Origin of the sequence: Cellulomonas composti (genome assembly GCF_007990245.1) — a bacterium.
Taxonomy (GTDB): Bacteria; Actinomycetota; Actinomycetes; order Actinomycetales; family Cellulomonadaceae; genus Cellulomonas; species Cellulomonas composti.
The window spans coordinates 1-17233 of the sequence record NZ_BJWG01000003.1; the positions used below are offsets into that span (position 1 = coordinate 1).

Annotated in this window: 15 protein-coding genes; 3 read left to right on the forward strand and 12 right to left on the reverse strand. The window is 73.3% G+C overall.

The genetic code is table 11. The features are described 5' to 3' along the window. Positions 1 to 399 precede the first annotated feature (399 nt). The 11 genes from tyrS to argC form a co-directional block, all read right to left on the reverse strand. Positions 400 to 1662 (reverse strand): tyrosine--tRNA ligase, encoded by a 1263-nt coding sequence (tyrS, locus tag CCO02nite_RS04235; RefSeq protein WP_146841818.1) that lies wholly within the window; start codon positions 1660 to 1662, stop codon positions 400 to 402. Positions 1663 to 1757: 95 nt separating this feature from the next. Beyond that, the gene (locus tag CCO02nite_RS04240; RefSeq protein ID WP_246117364.1) at positions 1758 to 2414 is read right to left on the reverse strand and encodes a DNA-3-methyladenine glycosylase; all 657 of its coding nucleotides are present in this window, start codon (positions 2412 to 2414) and stop codon (positions 1758 to 1760) included. A 119-nt stretch (positions 2415 to 2533) separates the two neighbouring features. Then, positions 2534 to 3223: a nucleoside/nucleotide kinase family protein gene (locus tag CCO02nite_RS04245; protein ID WP_246117339.1), complete on the reverse strand. Its 690-nt coding sequence runs from the start codon at positions 3221 to 3223 to the stop codon at positions 2534 to 2536. Continuing rightward, entirely contained in the window at positions 3208 to 4638 is a 1431-nt protein-coding gene (gene argH, locus CCO02nite_RS04250) for an argininosuccinate lyase (protein WP_146841819.1), read from the reverse strand. Before argH ends, CCO02nite_RS04245 begins: the two co-directional genes overlap by 16 nt. Further along, positions 4631 to 5869: an argininosuccinate synthase gene (locus CCO02nite_RS04255; protein ID WP_146841820.1), complete on the reverse strand. Its 1239-nt coding sequence runs from the start codon at positions 5867 to 5869 to the stop codon at positions 4631 to 4633. The genes argH and CCO02nite_RS04255 overlap by 8 nt, the downstream gene beginning before the upstream one ends. A gap of 52 nt (positions 5870 to 5921) precedes the next feature. After that, complete coding sequence (locus CCO02nite_RS04260; RefSeq protein ID WP_146841821.1) at positions 5922 to 6476, reverse strand: arginine repressor; 555 nt, start codon at positions 6474 to 6476, stop codon at positions 5922 to 5924. Continuing rightward, positions 6473 to 7408 (reverse strand): ornithine carbamoyltransferase, encoded by a 936-nt coding sequence (gene argF / locus CCO02nite_RS04265; protein ID WP_146841822.1) that lies wholly within the window; start codon positions 7406 to 7408, stop codon positions 6473 to 6475. The genes CCO02nite_RS04260 and argF overlap by 4 nt, the downstream gene beginning before the upstream one ends. Further along, positions 7405 to 8667 (reverse strand): acetylornithine transaminase, encoded by a 1263-nt coding sequence (locus CCO02nite_RS04270; RefSeq protein WP_146842101.1) that lies wholly within the window; start codon positions 8665 to 8667, stop codon positions 7405 to 7407. Before CCO02nite_RS04270 ends, argF begins: the two co-directional genes overlap by 4 nt. A 62-nt stretch (positions 8668 to 8729) precedes the next feature. Continuing rightward, the gene (argB, locus tag CCO02nite_RS04275) at positions 8730 to 9707 is read right to left on the reverse strand and encodes an acetylglutamate kinase (protein WP_146841823.1); all 978 of its coding nucleotides are present in this window, start codon (positions 9705 to 9707) and stop codon (positions 8730 to 8732) included. Then, positions 9704 to 10915, reverse strand: coding sequence for a bifunctional glutamate N-acetyltransferase/amino-acid acetyltransferase ArgJ (gene argJ, locus CCO02nite_RS04280; protein ID WP_146841824.1), 1212 nt, complete (start codon positions 10913 to 10915; stop codon positions 9704 to 9706). Before argJ ends, argB begins: the two co-directional genes overlap by 4 nt. Next, positions 10912 to 11976 (reverse strand): N-acetyl-gamma-glutamyl-phosphate reductase, encoded by a 1065-nt coding sequence (argC, locus tag CCO02nite_RS04285; RefSeq protein WP_222593134.1) that lies wholly within the window; start codon positions 11974 to 11976, stop codon positions 10912 to 10914. Before argC ends, argJ begins: the two co-directional genes overlap by 4 nt. 92 nt (positions 11977 to 12068) lie before the next feature. Between argC and CCO02nite_RS04290 the strand changes: the two genes are divergently transcribed. Both CCO02nite_RS04290 and CCO02nite_RS04295 read left to right on the forward strand, forming a co-directional pair. Next, entirely contained in the window at positions 12069 to 13052 is a 984-nt protein-coding gene (locus CCO02nite_RS04290) for a quinone oxidoreductase family protein (RefSeq protein ID WP_146841826.1), read from the forward strand. Continuing rightward, positions 13049 to 13822 (forward strand): DsbA family oxidoreductase, encoded by a 774-nt coding sequence (locus CCO02nite_RS04295; RefSeq protein ID WP_246117340.1) that lies wholly within the window; start codon positions 13049 to 13051, stop codon positions 13820 to 13822. The genes CCO02nite_RS04290 and CCO02nite_RS04295 overlap by 4 nt, the downstream gene beginning before the upstream one ends. Positions 13823 to 13866: 44 nt before the next feature. On the opposite strand, the gene CCO02nite_RS04300 is transcribed toward CCO02nite_RS04295, so the two are convergent. Beyond that, a complete protein-coding gene (locus CCO02nite_RS04300) occupies positions 13867 to 15693 on the reverse strand; it encodes a lipase family protein (protein ID WP_246117341.1) in 1827 nt (608 codons plus the stop codon). 212 nt (positions 15694 to 15905) lie between these two features. On the opposite strand from CCO02nite_RS04300, the gene CCO02nite_RS04305 reads away from it, so the two are divergent. Next, positions 15906 to 17210, forward strand: a complete 1305-nt coding sequence (locus tag CCO02nite_RS04305) for a TrpB-like pyridoxal phosphate-dependent enzyme (protein ID WP_146841827.1) — start codon at positions 15906 to 15908, stop codon at positions 17208 to 17210. Positions 17211 to 17233: the final 23 nt, after the last annotated feature.

Genomic DNA, 17233 nt, shown 5'->3' on the forward strand with positions numbered 1-17233 from the left:
CCCCCGAAGCCGTGAGGCTCCAGCTGGAGGCTTGTTGTTCGATCCCCTGGCTGCCGGCTGGGCCGGCCCGCTCGGGGCTTCACTACTGTACCGGACTTTCGGAGCTCCGGCGACCATCGGTTTCCCGTGGTCTGGCCGGACTCGGTGTCCGACCCTCGACGCGTGCGAGGCACACGAAGTGCCGCTCACGCGATGAGGGGGTGGCCACCTGCGGGACCGTCCACCGGGACCTGCCTGGTGTCCGTTCCTCCCTGCCGGGCGGCCTGGAGAACATTACGGGGAGGTTGCGACGAGAGGCAAGTCGGCGGTGCGTGACGAGCCTCACCAGGACGGAGGTCCCGAGCCGCGACGCAGCGGCGCGGCCCCGCGGTCGGGACCGCGGGGCCGCGAACTTGCAGGTCAGAGCGTTGCGTCGACGACGGCGAGCGTGCGCTTGCCGCGCCGCAGGACGGCCCAGCGCCCGTGCAGGAGGTCGCCGGCGGCCAGCGTCGCGTCCTCGTCGGGCACGCGGACGTTGTTCACCGACGCCCCGCCCTCCGCGACCGCACGCCTCGCCTCCGACTTGCTGCGCACCACGCCCGTGGCCGCGAGCAGGTCGACGACGAGGTCGCCGGGCCGGCCCGCTGCCGTCGGCAGCTCCGCGACCGCCGCCGCGAGCGTGCGCTCGTCGAGGTCGCCGAGCGACCCGCGCCCGAACAGCGCATGCGACGCCGCGACCACGGCGTCGGCCGCGGCCGCACCGTGCACGAGCGCGGTGACGTCGTAGGCCAGTGCGCGCTGCGCCTCGCGCGCTGCGGGTCGGTCCTGTACGGCCGCCGCCAGCGCGTCGATCTCCTCCCGCGAGCGGAAGGTGAACACCTTCAGGTAGTGCACGACGTCGTCATCGCCAGCGTTGAGCCAGAACTGGTACATCGCGTACGGGGTGGTCATCTCGGGGTCGAGCCACACGGAGCCGCCCTCGGTCTTGCCGAACTTCGTCCCGTCGGACTTCGTGATGAGCGGCGTCGTCAGCGCATGCACGGCCAGGCCGTCGCGCTTGCGGGTCAGCTCGACCCCGGCCAGCAGGTTGCCCCACTGGTCGTTGCCGCCGAGCTGCAGCCGGCAGTCGAGCTCGCGCGCCAGGTGCGAGAAGTCCATGCCCTGCAGCACCTGGTAGCTGAACTCCGTGAAGCTGATGCCCTCGTCGCTGTGCAGGCGACGCGCGACGATGTCCTTCGCGAGCATCGTCCCGAGACGGTAGTGCTTGCCGACGTCGCGCAGCAGGTCGATGGCGCTCAGGCTCGCAGTCCAGTCGAGGTTGTTCACCATCCGCGCGGCGTGCGTGCCCTCGAAGTCGAGGTACGGCTCGATCTGGGCGCGGATGCGCTCGACCCAGCCTTGGACGACCTCGGGCGAGTTGAGCGTGCGCTCCCCCGACTGCCGGGGGTCGCCGATGAGACCGGTCGCGCCGCCGACGAGCGCGAGCGGGCGGTGTCCCGCGAGCTGGAAGCGCCGCATCGTCAGGATGAGCACGAGGTTGCCGATGTGCAGCGACGGTGCGGTCGGGTCGAACCCGCCGTAGAACGTCAGCGGGCCCGCGGACAGCACGGCGCGCAGTGCGTCGGCGTCGGTGGTCTGGGCGATGAGTCCGCGCCAGGCGAGCTCGTCGAGGATGTGGGTCACGTCAGTCTCCGGTCAGGGGCGTCGCGCTCCGGGCGCGACGGCGGGCAGAGGGCGCCGGACGGGTGCCGGCGGGTCGGGCCGACGTCGTCGTCCCGTCACGGGACGGCTGCCGACGTCGGCGGTCGATACGCCGGCCGATAGGCGGACACCGTGCGCTCGTCCGTGAGCCAGTAGCGCCACGGGTAGCGCGCGCCGTCACCACCGCCGCCCGAGACACCGACCCGCGGTCCGCTCGCGTGCGTCGAGATCGCGTGCCCCTCGTGGCGGTGCAGCACGACGGGTCCACCCGCCTCGGTGAGGTCGGTGCCGTTCGCGTCCAGGTCGAGGCCGAGCGCCACAGCCAGGCGGGCCGGACCACGTGCGAGCTGGCGGTGCGAGTCGACGACGCCGACACGCTCGCGCCGGACCCAGGCGAGCTCCGCGCCGTCGACCACCTCCCCCGCGCGCAGCAGGACCGCCGCGGGCGACCCGGTGGGCTGAACGACGACGTTGAGGCAGTGGTGCAGGCCCAGGTGCCGGTACACGTAGAGCCGGCCGGGCTCGGAGAACATCACCGCGTTGCGGGCGGTGCGGCCGCGGAACGCGTGCGAACCAGGATCGTCCGCACCGCCGTAGGCCTCGACCTCGGTGAGCCGCACCGTCACGTCGCCCTCGGCCGAGCTCGTCGTGAGGTACGCGCCGAGCAGGTCGCGGGCCACGGCGTGCACGTCGCGGGAGTACCAGACGCGTGCCGGGACCGTGACGAACCGGATCGGGTCGGACGCGTCGGGCGTCCGCGGGGCCGACGACGCGCCCGCCCGTCCGGACCCGGTCGAGGGGTCCGGCAGCGGGGACGGGACCGGGGCGTCCGGTCCATCGTCGGCGAGGGGGCTCACGGGGTCATCCTGCCAAACCCGTCCAGTGCGATGTCGGCGCGTTCCCTCGTGCGTTCGCGGACGAAGTGCTCGGCCTCGTCGCGGATCCACTGCAGCCACTGAGGTCGGGCCTCGTCGCCGTCACGGTCGAGGCCCCGTTCGAGCCGCAGAGCGGACGGCGCCTCGACCCACACCAGCAGGCTCGCGACGGCGGCGGCGGATCGACGGGCCGAGCCGCAGCCCTCGAGCACGAGCAGCTCCGGGACCGGCACGTCGACCCAGTCGTCGAACGCACCGCGCACCCAGTCGTAGCGCTGGTAGCGGCCGGGACGGCCACGGCGCAGCGGCTCGAGCACCTGCGCCGCGAGCCGCGGCCACAGGCTCCCCTCGAGACCCGACCAGCCCTCGTACAGGTCGTCGAGGTGCAGCACCACGCACGGGACGCCGCGCGCCGCGGCCACGGCGGCCACGGCGGCGGCCAAGGTGGTCTTGCCCGAGCCGGCCGGGCCGTCGATGCACACGAGCCGCACGCGGCCCAGCGCCGGGCGGCGGGCGAGCGCCACGGCCAGCACGTGCGCCGGCACCGAGTCGACGGCAGGCTCGGCGGGCTCGGCGGCCGCGGGCTCGGCGGGCTCGGCGGCCCCGGGCTCGGCGGGCTCGGGCCCGGAGGCCGCGGCCGGGGCGGCCCGGGTCAGGCGGTCGTCCACGCCCGCAGGCTCGTCGCGACGTTGCGGGCGTCGACCAGCTGCGCGGCGACCGCGGACGGCGCGGTGCCGCCGGTCGCGGACCTCGACGCCAGCGAGCCCTCGACGCTGAGCACCTCGCGCACTCCCGGCGTGAGGTGCGGCGAGATCGCGGCGAGCTCGTCGTCGGTCAGGTCCCACAGCTCGATCGAGGGCTCGTGCTCCTCGCACGCCCGCACGCACGCACCCGCGACCTCGTGCGCGACGCGGAACGGCACGCCCTGACGCACCAGCCACTCGGCGATGTCGGTCGCGAGGCTGAAGCCCTGGGGCGCGAGCTGCGCCATCCGGTCGAGGTCGAAGGTCAGCGTCGCGACCATGCCCCCGAACGCCGGCAGGAGCACGCGGAGCTGGTCGATCTGGTCGAAGACCGGCTCCTTGTCCTCCTGCAGGTCGCGGTTGTACGCGAGCGGGAGGCCCTTGAGCGTGGCCAGCAGGCCCGTCAGGTCGCCGATGATCCGGCCCGCCTTGCCGCGCGCGAGCTCCGCGACGTCGGGGTTCTTCTTCTGCGGCATGATGCTCGACCCGGTCGAGAACGCGTCGTGCAGGCGGACGAAGCCGAACTCCTTCGTCGACCACAGCACGACCTCCTCGGCGAGGCGCGACACGTCGACCGCGAGCATCGCCGCGACGAACGCGAACTCCGCGACCACGTCGCGCGACGAGGTCCCGTCGATCGAGTTCTCGACCGGACCGTCGAAGCCGAGCTCGGCGGCGACCGCGGCCGGGTCGAGCCCGAGCGACGAGCCCGCGAGCGCGCCCGAGCCGTAGGGCGAGCGGGCCGCGCGCGAGTCCCAGCTGATCCAGCGGTCGACGTCCCGCATGAGCGGCCACACGTGCGCGAGCAGGTGATGGGCCAGCAGCACTGGCTGCGCGTGCTGCAGGTGCGTACGGCCCGGCATGGGTGCGTCGCCGGCGGCCTGTGCCTGCCCCAGGAGCGCGTCGGCGACGTCCAGCACCAGCCCCGCCAGCACGCGCGCCTCGCGGCGCAGGTACATCCGCACCAGGGTCGCGATCTGGTCGTTGCGCGAGCGGCCCGCGCGCAGCTTGCCGCCCAGGTCGGCGCCCGCCCGCTCGATCAGGCCGCGCTCGAGCGAGGTGTGCACGTCCTCGTCGTCGGGCGTCGGACCGAACGCACCCGAGGCGACGTCCGCGCGCAGGAGCTCGAGCGCATCGACCATGCCGCGCACCTCGTCGTCGGACAGCAGTCCCGCGGTGTGCAGGACGTGCGCGTGCGCGATCGAACCCGAGATGTCGACGTCGGCCAGTCGCCAGTCGAACTGCGTCGAGCGGGACAGCTCGGTCAGCGCGGCCGCCGGGCCGGACGCGAACCGCCCGCCCCACAGGGCGAGCGGCGCGTCCGGCGTCGCGTCAGACATCGATGCCGCCCTGGTGGCCGAGGTCGACGCCGTTGCCGAAGCGCACGTCCCGAGCCGCGGCGAGCTTGCTCGACAGGCCGTAGATCTCGATGAAGCCGCGCGCGGCGGACTGGTCGAACGAGTCGCCCGTGTCGTAGGTGGCCAGGTTGAAGTCGTACAGCGACGAGTCGGAGCGCCGGCCGGTGACCGTCGCGCGGCCGCCGTGCAGGACGAGCCGCACGTCGCCCGACACGTAGCGCTGCGTGTCCGCGATGAACGTGTCCAGCGAGCGCTTGAGCGGGCTGAACCACTGGCCGTCGTAGACCAGCTCGGTCCAGCGCTGCTCGACGGTCCGCTTGAAGCGGGCCTGCTCGCGCTCGACCGTCACGTTCTCGAGCTCCTGGTGGGCCGCGATGAGAGCGATCGCGCCCGGCGCCTCGTAGACCTCGCGGCTCTTGATGCCGACCAGGCGGTCCTCGACGATGTCGATCCGGCCGACGCCCTGCGCGCCGGCGCGGCGGTTCATCTCCTGGATCGCCTGCAGCGGCGTGACCGGCACGCCGTCGAACGCGACCGGCACGCCCTGCTCGAACGTCACGACGACCTCGTCGGCGACCGGCGGGAAGGTCGGGTCGTCGGTGTAGGTGTAGACGTCCTTCGTCGGACCGTTCCAGATGTCCTCGAGGAAGCCCGTCTCGACCGCGCGGCCCCACACGTTCTGGTCGATCGAGAACGGGTTGTGCTTGGTCGTCGCGATCGGCAGCTTGTTGCGCTCGGCGAACTCGATCGCCTTGTCCCGCGTGAGAGCCAGGTCGCGGACCGGCGCGAGGCACGTCAGGTCGGGCGCCAGCGACGTGATGCCGACCTCGAACCGCACCTGGTCGTTGCCCTTGCCCGTGCAGCCGTGCGCGACCGTCGTCGCGCCGAACTGACGGGCCGCACGCACGAGGTGCTTGACGATCACCGGGCGCGAGAGCGCCGAGACGAGCGGGTAGCGGTCGAGGTACAGGCCGTTCGCCTGCAGCGCCGGCATGCAGTACTCGGCCGCGAACTCGTCGCGCGCGTCGGCGACGTAGGCCTCGACCGCACCGCAGTCGAGCGCGCGGCGGCGGATGACCTCGAGGTCCTCGCCGCCCTGGCCGACGTCGACGGCGACCGCGATCACCTCGGCGCCGGTGGCCTCGGCGATCCAGCCGATGCCGACGGAGGTGTCCAGGCCACCGGAATATGCGAGGACGACGCGCTCAGTCATGGGAGTTCCGCTTCCTTGTGTGGGTCTCGTGCTGGGGTGGGTGGTTCTCGGGCTACGGGGTGTGCGTGCTGCGCACGGGGCTGGCGAGCGCCAGGAACCGCGCCGCGAGTGCGGCGCCGTCGCTGTCGCGGGAGATCACGAGCACGGTGTCGTCGCCGGCGATCGTGCCGAGCACGGCCGGGAGCACCGAGTGGTCGATCGCGGATGCGAGGAACTGCGCGGCGCCCGGCGGGGTACGCAACACGACGAGGTTGCCCGACGACTCCGCGGTCAGCAGGAGCTCCTCGCACAGCCGCGCGAGCCGGGCCGCGAGGTGCTCCTCGTCGGGCTGGGAGGGGGCCGCGGTGCGCGGGACACCCTCGGCCGGGACCGCGTACGCGAGCGCGCCCGACGACGTGCGCACCTTGACCGCACCGAGCTCGACGAGGTCGCGCGAGAGCGTGGCCTGCGTGACGGAGACGCCCTCGTCGGCCAGCAGCTCCGCGAGACGGTGCTGCGAGTAGACCGTCTCGCGCGCGAGCAGGCCGACGACGAGGGCCTGCCGGGCCGCCTTCGTCGTCGGGATGCTCGTCGGCAGGTTCGGTGCGGGCACGCTCGCGAGGCTCATCGCCGGCCCTCGAGCAGGAACGACAGGAGCGCCTTCTGCGCGTGCAGCCGGAACTCCGCCTCGTCCCAGACCACCGACTGCGCTCCGTCGATCACGGCGGCGGTGATCTCCTTGCCGCGGTAGGCGGGCAGGCAGTGCAGCACGAGCGCGTCAGGAGCGGCGAGCGCGAGCGCGTCCTCGTCGAGCCGGAACGGGACGAACGGCGTCTCCCGCAGCCCGGCCTCGTCCTCCTGGCCCATCGACACCCACGTGTCGGTGGCCACGACGTCGGCACCCGCGACCGCCTCGTCGCGGTCGTGCACGACCGTGACCGAGCCTCCGGTCGTCGCGGCGACGCGGCGCGCGTCGGCGAGGATCGTCGGGTCCGGGGCGTAGTCGGCGGGGCAGCCGATCCGGACGTGCAGCCCGGCGGTCGCCCCTCCGAGCGCGTACGAGTGGCCCATGTTGTTGGCGCCGTCGCCCAGGTACGCGAACGTGCGCCCGGCGAGGCCGGCGACCCCGCCGCGGTGCAGCGCGACGGTCGCGAGGTCCGCGAGCACCTGGCACGGGTGGAAGTCGTCGGTGAGCGCGTTGACCACCGGGACGCCCGCGTGCCGCGCCATCTCCTCGATGCGCGACTGCTCGTGCGTGCGCCAGACGACCGCCGCGACCTGCCGGCCCAGCACGCGCGCGGTGTCCGGGATCGACTCGCGCGTCCCGATCTGCGCGAGGTTGCCGTCGACGACGAGCGGGAAGCCGCCGAGCTCGGCGATCCCCGTGCAGAACGACACCTGGGTGCGCAGCGTCGGCTTGTCGAAGATGACCGCGACCGCGCGTGGGCCCGTGAGCGGCGTGCGGATGTACCGGTCGTCGCGGAACGCGAGCGCGAGCTCGAGCACCGTGCGCTGCTCGGCCGGGCTCAGGTCGTCGTCCCGCAGGAAGTGGCGCGTCACGACGCACCGTCGCCGAGCGAGGAGGGGTCGACCGAGGCCAGGAAGTCGACGAACGTGCCGGCCTGGTCGTCGGTCAGGATGAACGGCGGCGCGATGCGCACGGTCGTCGGCGTGGCCGGGTTGACGATGAAGCCCGCGTCGAGCGCGCGCTCCGCGAGGGCCGGCGCGACGGGTGCGCTCAGCCCGATCCCGACGAGCAGGCCCTCGCCCCGGACCTCGGCGACGAGCGACCCGCCCGACGCGGCGATCCGCGCACGCAGCCGGGCGCCCAGGTCGCGGACGTGCGAGAGCAGGTCGTCGCGCTCGATCACGCCGATCGTCGCGAGACCCGCCGCTGCGGCGACCGGGTTGCCGCCGAACGTCGTGCCGTGCTGCCCGCGGCCGAGCAGCGTGGCGGTCTGCTCGCCGAACGCGATCAGCGCGCCCACGGGGAAGCCGCCGCCGAGGCCCTTGGCCACGGTGACCGCGTCCGGGACGACTCCGCCGCCGAGGTGCGGGTGCTGGTGCGCGAACCACGCGCCCGTGCGGCCCATCCCCGTCTGGACCTCGTCGAGGACCAGCAGCGTGCCGTGCTGGGACGTGAGCCGACGGGCCTCCGCGAGGTAGCCGGCCGGCAGCGGCCGCACCCCGGCCTCGCCCTGGATCGGCTCGACGAACAGCGCCGAGACGTCGCCGGGCGCGAGCGCCGCGGCGAGCGCGTCGAGGTCGCCGAAGGGCACGAACTCGACGCCCGCCGGCAGCGGTTCGAACGGCTCGCGGTAGGCCGCTTTGTGGGTGAGCGCGAGCGCGCCCATCGTGCGGCCGTGGAACGACTCGGTGAGCGCGAGCACGCGCGTGCGCCCCGTGCGCCGGGCGAGCTTGAACGCCGCCTCGTTCGCCTCGGTGCCGGAGTTCGTCAGGAACACGCGCGAGCCCGCCGGCGCCTGCGCGAGCTCCAGCAGCCGCTCGGCGAACGCGATCTGCGTCGGGCTGCCGAAGAAGTTCGAGACGTGCCCGAGCGTGCCGAGCTGGGCGCTGATCGCGGCCGTCAGGGTCGGGTGGCCGTGGCCGAGGCTGTTGACCGCGATGCCCCCGAGCAGGTCGAGGTAGCGCACGCCGTCCGCGTCCCAGACGTAGGCACCCTCGCCGCGCACCAGGATCTTGCGGGGAGCGCCGAACGTGTCCATCAGCGCGTGCTGGTAGCGGTCCGTCCACTGCGCGACCGAGCCGTCCGCACCTGCGGTCGGCAGCCCGTCGACCGTGGCCGCGACCCGGCGCAGCGCGCGGCGCGTCGGCGCCTCGACCGGTGGCCGGTCGTTCGTCGTCGTCTCGGTCGTGTCGTTCACTGCGCCACCTCCGGGTGGACCACGGGGATCGGGGCGGTGAAGGGCGCGTCGGCGGGCTCTTCGTCGGGCAGGACCATCGTGCCGATCCCGTCGGAGGTGAAGACCTCCACGAGGATCGAGTGCGGCGCGCGGCCGTCGATGACGTGCGCACGGCCCACGCCACCCTCGACGGCCCGCCAGCAGGCCTCCATCTTGGGCCGCATGCCGGAGTCGAGCGACGGGAGCAGCTCGGCGAGCTGGGACGCCTGCAGCCGCCGCACGAGCGACGAGCGGTCGGGCCAGTTCAGGTACAGGCCCTCGACGTCGGTCAGGACGATGAGCTTGCGCGCACCGAGCGCGACCGCGAGCGCGGCGGCGGCCGTGTCGGCGTTCACGTTGAGCACCTGGGTCGGGTCGTCGATGTCGGGTGCGACGGTGCTCACGACCGGGATGCGGCCGGCGTCGAGCAGGTCCTGGACGGCGCCCGGGTTCACCTTGACGACGTCGCCGACGAGGCCGATGTCGACCTGCTCGCCGTCGACGAACGCGGTGCGCCGGCGGGCCTGGAACAACCCGGCGTCCTCCCCCGAGAGGCCCACGGCGTGCGGCGCGTGCGCGTTCAGCAGCCCGACGAGCTCGCGCGAGACCTGCCCCGTCAGCACCATGCGCACGACGTCCATCGCCTCGGGCGTGGTCACGCGCAGGCCGCCGCGGAACTCCGAGTCGATCCCGAGCCGGTCGAGCATCGCGTTGATCTGCGGGCCGCCGCCGTGCACGACGACGGGCCGAAGCCCGACCTGCCGCAGGAACACCATGTCCTGCGCGAACGCGCGCTTGAGGTCCTCGTCGATCATGGCGTTGCCGCCGTACTTGACCACGACGAGCGCGCCCGCGAACTTCTGGAGCCAGGGCAGCGCCTCGATCAGCACCTCGGCCTTCTGGTCGGGGCGCAGGTCGGTGCGGGTGTCGAAGACGAACTCGTCGCCCCTGCTCACGTGGAGTACTCGCTGTTCTCGGTGACGTACGCGTGCGTGAGGTCGTTGGTCCAAAGCGTGACGACCTCCGTGCCCGCGTGCAGGTCGAGGAGCACGTGCACCTCGCGCTGCGACGCCAGGTCGACGAGCGAGCGCGGCTCGTGCGCGCCGCCGGCGCGGCACACCATCACGCCGTTGACGCTCACGTCGAGGAGCTCGGGCTCGAATGCCGCGACGTGCTCGGGGACCGTGCCGACCGACGCCAGGATGCGGCCCCAGTTCGGGTCGTTGCCGTAGATCGCGGCCTTGAACAGGTTCGAGCGGGAGATCGCACGCGCGACGGCGAGCGCGCCGTCCTGGGTCTGCGCACCGGTCACCGTGATCGCGATGTCGTGCATCGCGCCCTCGGCGTCCGCGACGAGCTGGCGGGCGAGCTGGGCGGCGACCGCGGTCACCATCGCGGCGAAGCCCTCCGGGTCGGGCGTCGCTCCGGAGGCGCCCGACGCCAGCAGCACCACCGTGTCCGAGGTGGACATGCAGCCGTCGGAGTCGATCCGGTCGAAGGTCTGGCGCGTCGCGGCCCGCAGCGCCGCGTCCGCGGTCGCGGCGTCCACGACGGCGTCGGTGGTGATCACGCAGAGCATCGTCGCCAGGCCCGGCGCGAGCATGCCCGCGCCCTTGGCCATGCCGCCGACGCGCCAGGTGCCGAAGTCGCCGTCGACCGTGACGTCGGCCGTCTTCGGGACCGTGTCGGTGGTCATGATCGCGACCGCGGCGGCCGGGCCGCCGGTGGTGCTCAACGCGTTCGTGGCGAGGTCGACGCCCGAGAGCAGGGTCTCGATCGGCAGCCGCTCGCCGATGAGGCCGGTCGAGCCCACGACGACGTCGCCGGGCGAGACGCCGAGCGCCTCGCCGACCTTCTCGGCGGTGCGGTGGGTGTCGAGGAAGCCCTCGGGGCCGGTGCACACGTTCGCGCCGCCCGAGTTCAGGACCACGGCGTTCACCACGCCGTCCGCGACGACCTGGCGGGACCATGTGACGGGGTGGCCCACCACGCGGTTCGTCGTGAACACCGCGGCACCCACGGACAGCGGACCGTCGTTGACGACGAGCGCCAGGTCGGGGCGCCCCGACGCCTTGAGCCCGGCCGTGACGCCGCTCGCGCGAAAGCCCAGCGGTGCCGTGACGCCCGGCGAGAGCTGCGCGGTGTCCTGCGCGGTGATGGTCATGGTGCGACTCCGTCCAGAGGCAGGCCGAGCGTCTCGGGCAGCCCGAGAGCGACGTTGAGGGACTGCACGGCGCCGCCGGCCGTGCCCTTCACGAGGTTGTCGATCGCGGTGACGGTCACGACCCGGCCCGCACGCTCGTCGACCGCGACCTGCACGAGCGCGGTGTTGGCGCCGAGGGTCGCCGCCGTCGTCGGCCACTGCCCGGCGGGCAGCAGGTGGACGAACGGCTCGTCGGCGTAGGCCGTCTCCCACGCCGCGCGCACGAGCGCCGGGTCCGTGCCCGGCACGAGGCGCGCGGTCGCGGTCGCGAGGATGCCGCGCGACATCGGCACGAGCGTCGGCGTGAACGAGATGGTCACGTCCGGCGCTCCCGCGACGCGCAGGTTCTGCGCGATCTCCGGGATGTGCCGGTGCGTACCGCCGACGGCGTACGGCTGCGCCATGCCGAGGCCCTCGGCGGCGAGCAGGTGCGGCTTGAGGCTCTTGCCCGCGCCCGAGTAGCCGTTGGCGAGGACCGCGACGACGTCGAGCGGCTCGATCAGCCCCGCCGCGATCCCGGGCTGCAGGCCGAGCGTCACCGCGGTGACGTTGCATCCCGGCACGGCGATGCGGGTCGCCTCGGCGAGCACCGCCCGCTGCTTCGTCGGGACCGACTCGCCCGCGTGCAGCAGCTCCGGGAGCCCGTACGGCCACGTGCCCGCGTGCGCGTTGCCGTAGTAGGCCTCCCAGTCGGCGGCGTTCGACAGGCGGTGGTCCGCACCGAGGTCCACGACGATCGTCGTGGGGTCGCGCTGCGCGAGCTCCGCCGCGACCGCACCGCTCGCGCCGTGCGGCAGGGCGAGCACGACGACGTCGTGCCCCGCGAGCGTGTCGGGGCTCGTCGGTGCCAGGATGCGGTCGGCGAGCGAGCGCAGATGCGGCTGGTGCTCGCCGAGGGCGTTGCCCGCGCTCGAGTGCGCGGTGAGTGTCTCGATCCGGGCCTCGGGGTGCCCGAGCAGGACGCGGAGCATCTCCCCGCCGGCATAGCCGCTGGCGCCGGCGACGGCCACGGTGAACGACATGCGCATGAACATACACGCTGACGCGAAGTCATGCACAGCGTTGTCGTGGGGCCCTAGGGAATGCCGAGGACGAGCCCGCGCGTTGCCCGGGCATGCGCGCCGTCGTCGCCACCGAGCCCGGTGGACCCGAGGTCCTGTCCGTGGTCGACCGTCCCGAACCCGTCCCGGGCCCGTCCGATGCCGTGGTCCGCCTGGCCGCCGCCGGTGTGAACTTCATCGACACGTACCGCCGCGCCGGGCTGTACCCGATGCCGTTCCCGCACGTCGTCGGGTCCGAGGGCGCCGGCACCGTCGTCGCCGTCGGGGCCGAGGTCACGCGCGTGGCGGTCGGTGACCGGGTCGCATGGTCGGCCGCGCCCGGGTCGTACGCCGAGCTCGTCGCGGTGCCCGAGCACGCCGCGCTCGTCGTGCCGCCCGAGATCTCCGACGAGACCGCGGCGGCGATCCCGTTGCAGGGCATGACCGCGCACTACCTGGTGACCTCGTCCTACGAGGTCGGTCCCGGCTCCGTCGTGCTGGTCCACGCGGCCGCGGGCGGGGTCGGGCTGCTGCTGACCCAGCTCGCGACCGCACGCGGCGCGCGAGTGATCGCGACCGTCGGCACGGCGGAGAAGGAGACGCTCGCACGCGAGGCCGGCGCCGCCGAGGTGATCCGCTACCGCGAGCTGTCCGACCTCACCACCGAGCTGCCCGCGCTCGTACGTGACCTCACCGACGGCCGCGGGGTGGATGCCGTGTACGACTCGGTGGGCCGGGACACGTTCGACGCGTCGCTCGCGTCGCTGCGGGCGCGGGGCACGCTCGTGCTGTTCGGCGGCTCGTCCGGACCCGTGCCGCCGTTCGACCCGCAGCGTCTGAACGCCGCCGGGTCCGTCTTCCTCACCCGACCCAAGCTCGACGATCACGTCCGCGACCCCGACGAGCTCGCCTGGCGCGCCCGTGAGATCTTCACCGCCGTCTCCTCCGGCGCGCTGTCCGTGCGCGTCGGCGCCCGCTTCCCGTTGGCCGACGCGGCTGACGCCCACCGCGCGCTCGAGTCGCGCGCGACCACCGGAAAGGTCCTCCTGCTGCCGTGAGCATCCCCACCCTGAACGCCTCCGCCGTGAACAGCGTCCGCACCCTGTCCGTCGAGGTCTGGTCCGACGTCGCCTGCCCCTGGTGCTTCATCGGCAAGCGCCGGTTCGCCCGCGCGCTCGAGACGTTCCCCCATCGCGAGCACGTCGAGGTGACCTGGCGCTCCTACCAGCTCTCCCCCGAGACGCCGAGCGGTCCCGGGCGTCCCGAGGTCGAGGCGCTCGCGCAGATGAAGGGCCTGCCCGTCGACCAGGTGCAGCAGATGTTCGCGCACGTCACGGCCGTCGCGGCGACCGTCGGGCTGGCGTACGACTTCGACCGGACCCTCGCGTTCAACTCCTACGACGCGCACCGGCTCGCGCACCTCGCGTCGCGGATCGGTGGCCGCGAGCTCGCGGACCGCACGCACGAGGCGCTGTTCTCCGCACACTTCGAGCAGGGTGTCGACCTGGGCGTGGACGCGTCGCTGGTGGTGCTGGCCCGCGAGGTCGGGTTCGGCGCGCACGGGTACGACGACGACGCGGTCGCGGAGTTCCTCGTCGGCGACGACGAGTCCGCCGCGGTCGACGCCGACATCGCCGAGGCGCGCTCGATCGGCGTCACCGGGGTGCCGTTCTTCGTCGTCGACCGTCGGGTCGCGGTGTCCGGGGCGCAGCCCGCCGAGGTGTTCACGCAGCTCCTCGAGGTCGCGTGGCGCGAGGCCAACCCGATCGTGACACTCGCCGGCGACCCGTCCGCCGCCGCGTGCGCGGACGACTCCTGCGCACTGTGAGCGCGGGGGTCGCCCGTTCGTCGGTAGCGCGAACCGTCCGCCGGTCAGGTCTGCTGCCGCGTGCAGCCGCCGGGCACAGGCTTGCTGTCGAGGCGGTCGTGGGTCCACTCGATCAGGTCCGGGACGAGCGGCGAGCCCGGCTCGACGAGCGCGACATGACCGAGATCGGCGTAGAGCCGATAGTCCACCTGCTGCCCTGCGGTGCATAGTGTCGTGACGTAGTCGTCCTGGGCCGACGGGATGACCAGCTGGTCTGCGGCGCCCTGCGCGAGGAGCAGCGGCGCGTCGATGGTCGCGGGTGGGACGTTCTGCTCCAGGCGTTCGCCGAGCACCCCGGTGGTCGGATCGTTCGAGAAGATCACGGGGTCGTTCGTCAGCGCCAGCGCCGCAAGGATCGAGACGAAGACGCCTGGTTCCGCGAGGCAACGCTCGGCCATCTCGCGCACCGTGACCTCGGCACCCGGCCGGATGTAGTCGGCATAGCTGACCTCGTCGTAGTAGGCCTCGTAGGCGGCGAACGTGTACGCCGCGAAGACGCTGCCGCCGGTGATGTTCGGCAGGTCGCTGACCAGTGCCGGAAGGTTGCTCGCGGGCGCCAGCGAGGCGACACCCACGATGTCCAGGTCAGGCGCGTACCGCCTCGCGAGCGCCCCGGTCCACAGCGCCGCACCGCCGCCCTGGGAGTGTCCCCAGACGACGTCCTGCAGTCCGAGCCGCGCCTCGGGAAGCTGCCTGGCGGCGCGCGCGGCGTCGAGCGCGGCGTGCGCCGAGTCCGGGCCGATGAGGTACGGATGCGGCCCCTCGGTGCCGAGCCCGATGTAGTCGGTGGCGACGAGCGCCCAACCCTCGTCGATGATCTGGTCCAGCACGAACAACGCCCCTGACTCGAAGGGCTGCGTCGCGAGCGACGGCGCACAGTTCCGGGCGTACCCCGTGGTGCCGTGGGTCCAGTCGATGACGGGCCAGGCGCCGTCCCCGCTGCGCGGGACGACGACGAGTCCGCTGGCGACAGCAGGGCTGCCGTCGCCGCCCGTGGTCGTGTAGAGGATCCGCCAGCCCATCGCGTCAGCCGGCACGTCGCGCGTGAAAGGCTCCGAGCGGATGAGCCGACCGGGCGCGGACGGAACCTCGCGCGGTGCGGCGTAGAAGTCGTCCACCACGGGTGACCCCCCGTGGATCGCGGCGCTGACGAGCGCGCCACCGGTGGCGAGGACGAGCACGACGACTGCGACGACGGTGTGCGTCCAGCGCCGGAGCACCGTGGGCCTGCCGGTCGCGGCGCGGGGACGACGATCGACACCTCGGGTCGCGTACCAGAGCTCGAGGGAGCCGACGATGACGAGACGAGCACCGAAGACGACCGCGACGACGATGAGCGTGATGTCGGGCCAGAGCAGCGCGAGCGCGCCGAAGACGACCTGCGCCACGGCGATGGCGACCGCAGCGAGACGACCGTCGAGCGTCCCGCCGCGCCGGAGTGCAGCGACACCGGCGAGCAACCCGTTCACGATCAGCGTGATGCCGACCACCGCGGCGAGAAGCCTGACCGTCAGGCCGGGAAGGAGCAGGACGAGCAGACCGGCGACCATCCACAAGGCTGCGCCGACGACGCGCCAGACGGACGGGCGGGCTGACCCGCCGGGCATGCGGTCCGAGTGCGCCGTGAGCTCCAGGATCCCGGACAGCACCAGGCCGGCGCCGACGAGCAGCGCCAACAGGCCGAGCGATGTGGTCGGCCTGCTGGCGATGACGATGCCGACGGCGACAGCAACGCCCCCGATCAGGCCCCGGGGCCCGCGCGGGAGTCGTCGGTACCAGTTCCCGATCCGTCCTCGTGGACGCCGACCCACCGACTCCGGTACCTCGCTCACGCCGATCCCTCCGCTCCACGGCCCTGCCGGTACGTCTGTCGGGTACGCAAGCGGCGCAGCATCCTTCTCGGAGGATAGGCCGAGGCGACGGACGCGCAGGGGACCCGACGCGCCCGGACCCTGCCCCGTCGACCCGGACGCCGCTCCAGCCGTCGATAGGCTGCGGGGACGTTCCCCGCGCGCAACGATGCGCGCCGCACGAGAGGCCCGTGATGACGACTTCTCCCGACGTCCGCCAGCCGTTGACCGATCCGGTCGGCACGGTGGTCCCGTCCACCGTCCCGACCCACTGGTACAACCTCGCGGCCGACCTGCCCGAGCCGACGCCCCCGGCACTGCACCCGGGCACCCGGCAGCCGCTGGGACCCGAGGACCTCGCGCCGCTGTTCCCGATGGCGCTGATCATGCAGGAGGTCAGCACCGAGCGCTGGGTGGAGATCCCGCAGACCGTGCGCGAGATCTACGCACTGTGGCGCCCCTCGCCGCTGATCCGCGCCTTGCGCCTCGAGCGCGCACTCGGCACCCCGGCGAAGATCTACTACAAGTACGAGGGCGTCTCCCCCGCCGGCTCGCACAAGCCGAACACCGCGGTCGCCCAGGCGTACTACAACGCCGTCGAGGGCACCACGAAGCTGACCACCGAGACGGGCGCCGGGCAGTGGGGCGCGTCGTTGTCCTTCGCGTGCGCGCTGCTCGGGCTCGAGTGCGAGGTCTGGCAGGTCCGCGCGTCCTACGACTCCAAGCCCTACCGGCGCATGCAGATGGAGACGTACGGCGGCATCTGCCACCCCTCGCCGTCGGACCTGACGGAGTCGGGCCGCGCGATGCTCGCCGCGGACCCGGACACCACCGGCTCGCTCGGCATGGCGATCTCGGAGGCCGTCGAGGCGGCGGCCACGAACCCGGACGCGCACTACGCGCTCGGGTCGGTCCTCAACCACGTGCTGCTGCACCAGACGGTCATCGGTCAGGAGGCCCTCGCCCAGCTCGACGAGATCGGCGAGCAGGCCGACATCGTGTTCGGCTGCGCGGGCGGAGGCTCGAACCTCGGCGGCCTGAGCTTCCCGTTCATCGGCCGCAACCTGCGCGAGGGCACGACGACGAAGGTCGTCGCGTGCGAGCCCGCAGCGTGTCCCTCGCTGACCCAGGGTGAGTACCGGTACGACTTCGGCGACGTCGCAGGGCTGACCCCGCTGCTCAAGATGCACACGCTCGGCAAGGACTTCGTCCCGCCGCCCATCCACGCGGGCGGGCTGCGCTACCACGGCATGGCGCCGATGGTCTCGCACGCGCTCGAGCTCGGGCTGCTCTCGGCGATCGCCGTCGAGCAGGACACGGCGTTCGCCGCCGGGCTCGAGTTCGCCCGGGCCGAGGGCATCATCCCGGCACCCGAGTCGACGCACGCGGTCGCGGGCGCGATCGCGCACGCCCGCGCGGCGACGACCGACGAGACGATCGTCATCGGTCTGTCGGGCAACGGAGTGCTGGACCTGCCCGCTTACCACGACTACCTCTAGCACCGACCTCCCGCAGCACCGGC

Excerpts from the sequence above, each read along its gene's own strand:
- argH (WP_146841819.1), bottom strand. The coding sequence starts at position 4,638 with ATGTCTGACGCGACGCCGGACGCGCCGCTCGCCCTGTGGGGCGGGCGG.
- CCO02nite_RS04290 (WP_146841826.1), top strand. The coding sequence starts at position 12,069 with ATGCGCGCCGTCGTCGCCACCGAGCCCGGTGGACCCGAGGTCCTGTCC.
- argJ (WP_146841824.1), bottom strand. The coding sequence starts at position 10,915 with ATGACCATCACCGCGCAGGACACCGCGCAGCTCTCGCCGGGCGTCACG.
- CCO02nite_RS04260 (WP_146841821.1), bottom strand. The coding sequence starts at position 6,476 with ATGAGCCTCGCGAGCGTGCCCGCACCGAACCTGCCGACGAGCATCCCG.
- argC (WP_222593134.1), bottom strand. The coding sequence starts at position 11,976 with ATGTCGTTCACCGTGGCCGTCGCCGGCGCCAGCGGCTATGCCGGCGGG.
- CCO02nite_RS04305 (WP_146841827.1), top strand. The coding sequence starts at position 15,906 with ATGACGACTTCTCCCGACGTCCGCCAGCCGTTGACCGATCCGGTCGGC.
- CCO02nite_RS04255 (WP_146841820.1), bottom strand. The coding sequence starts at position 5,869 with ATGACTGAGCGCGTCGTCCTCGCATATTCCGGTGGCCTGGACACCTCC.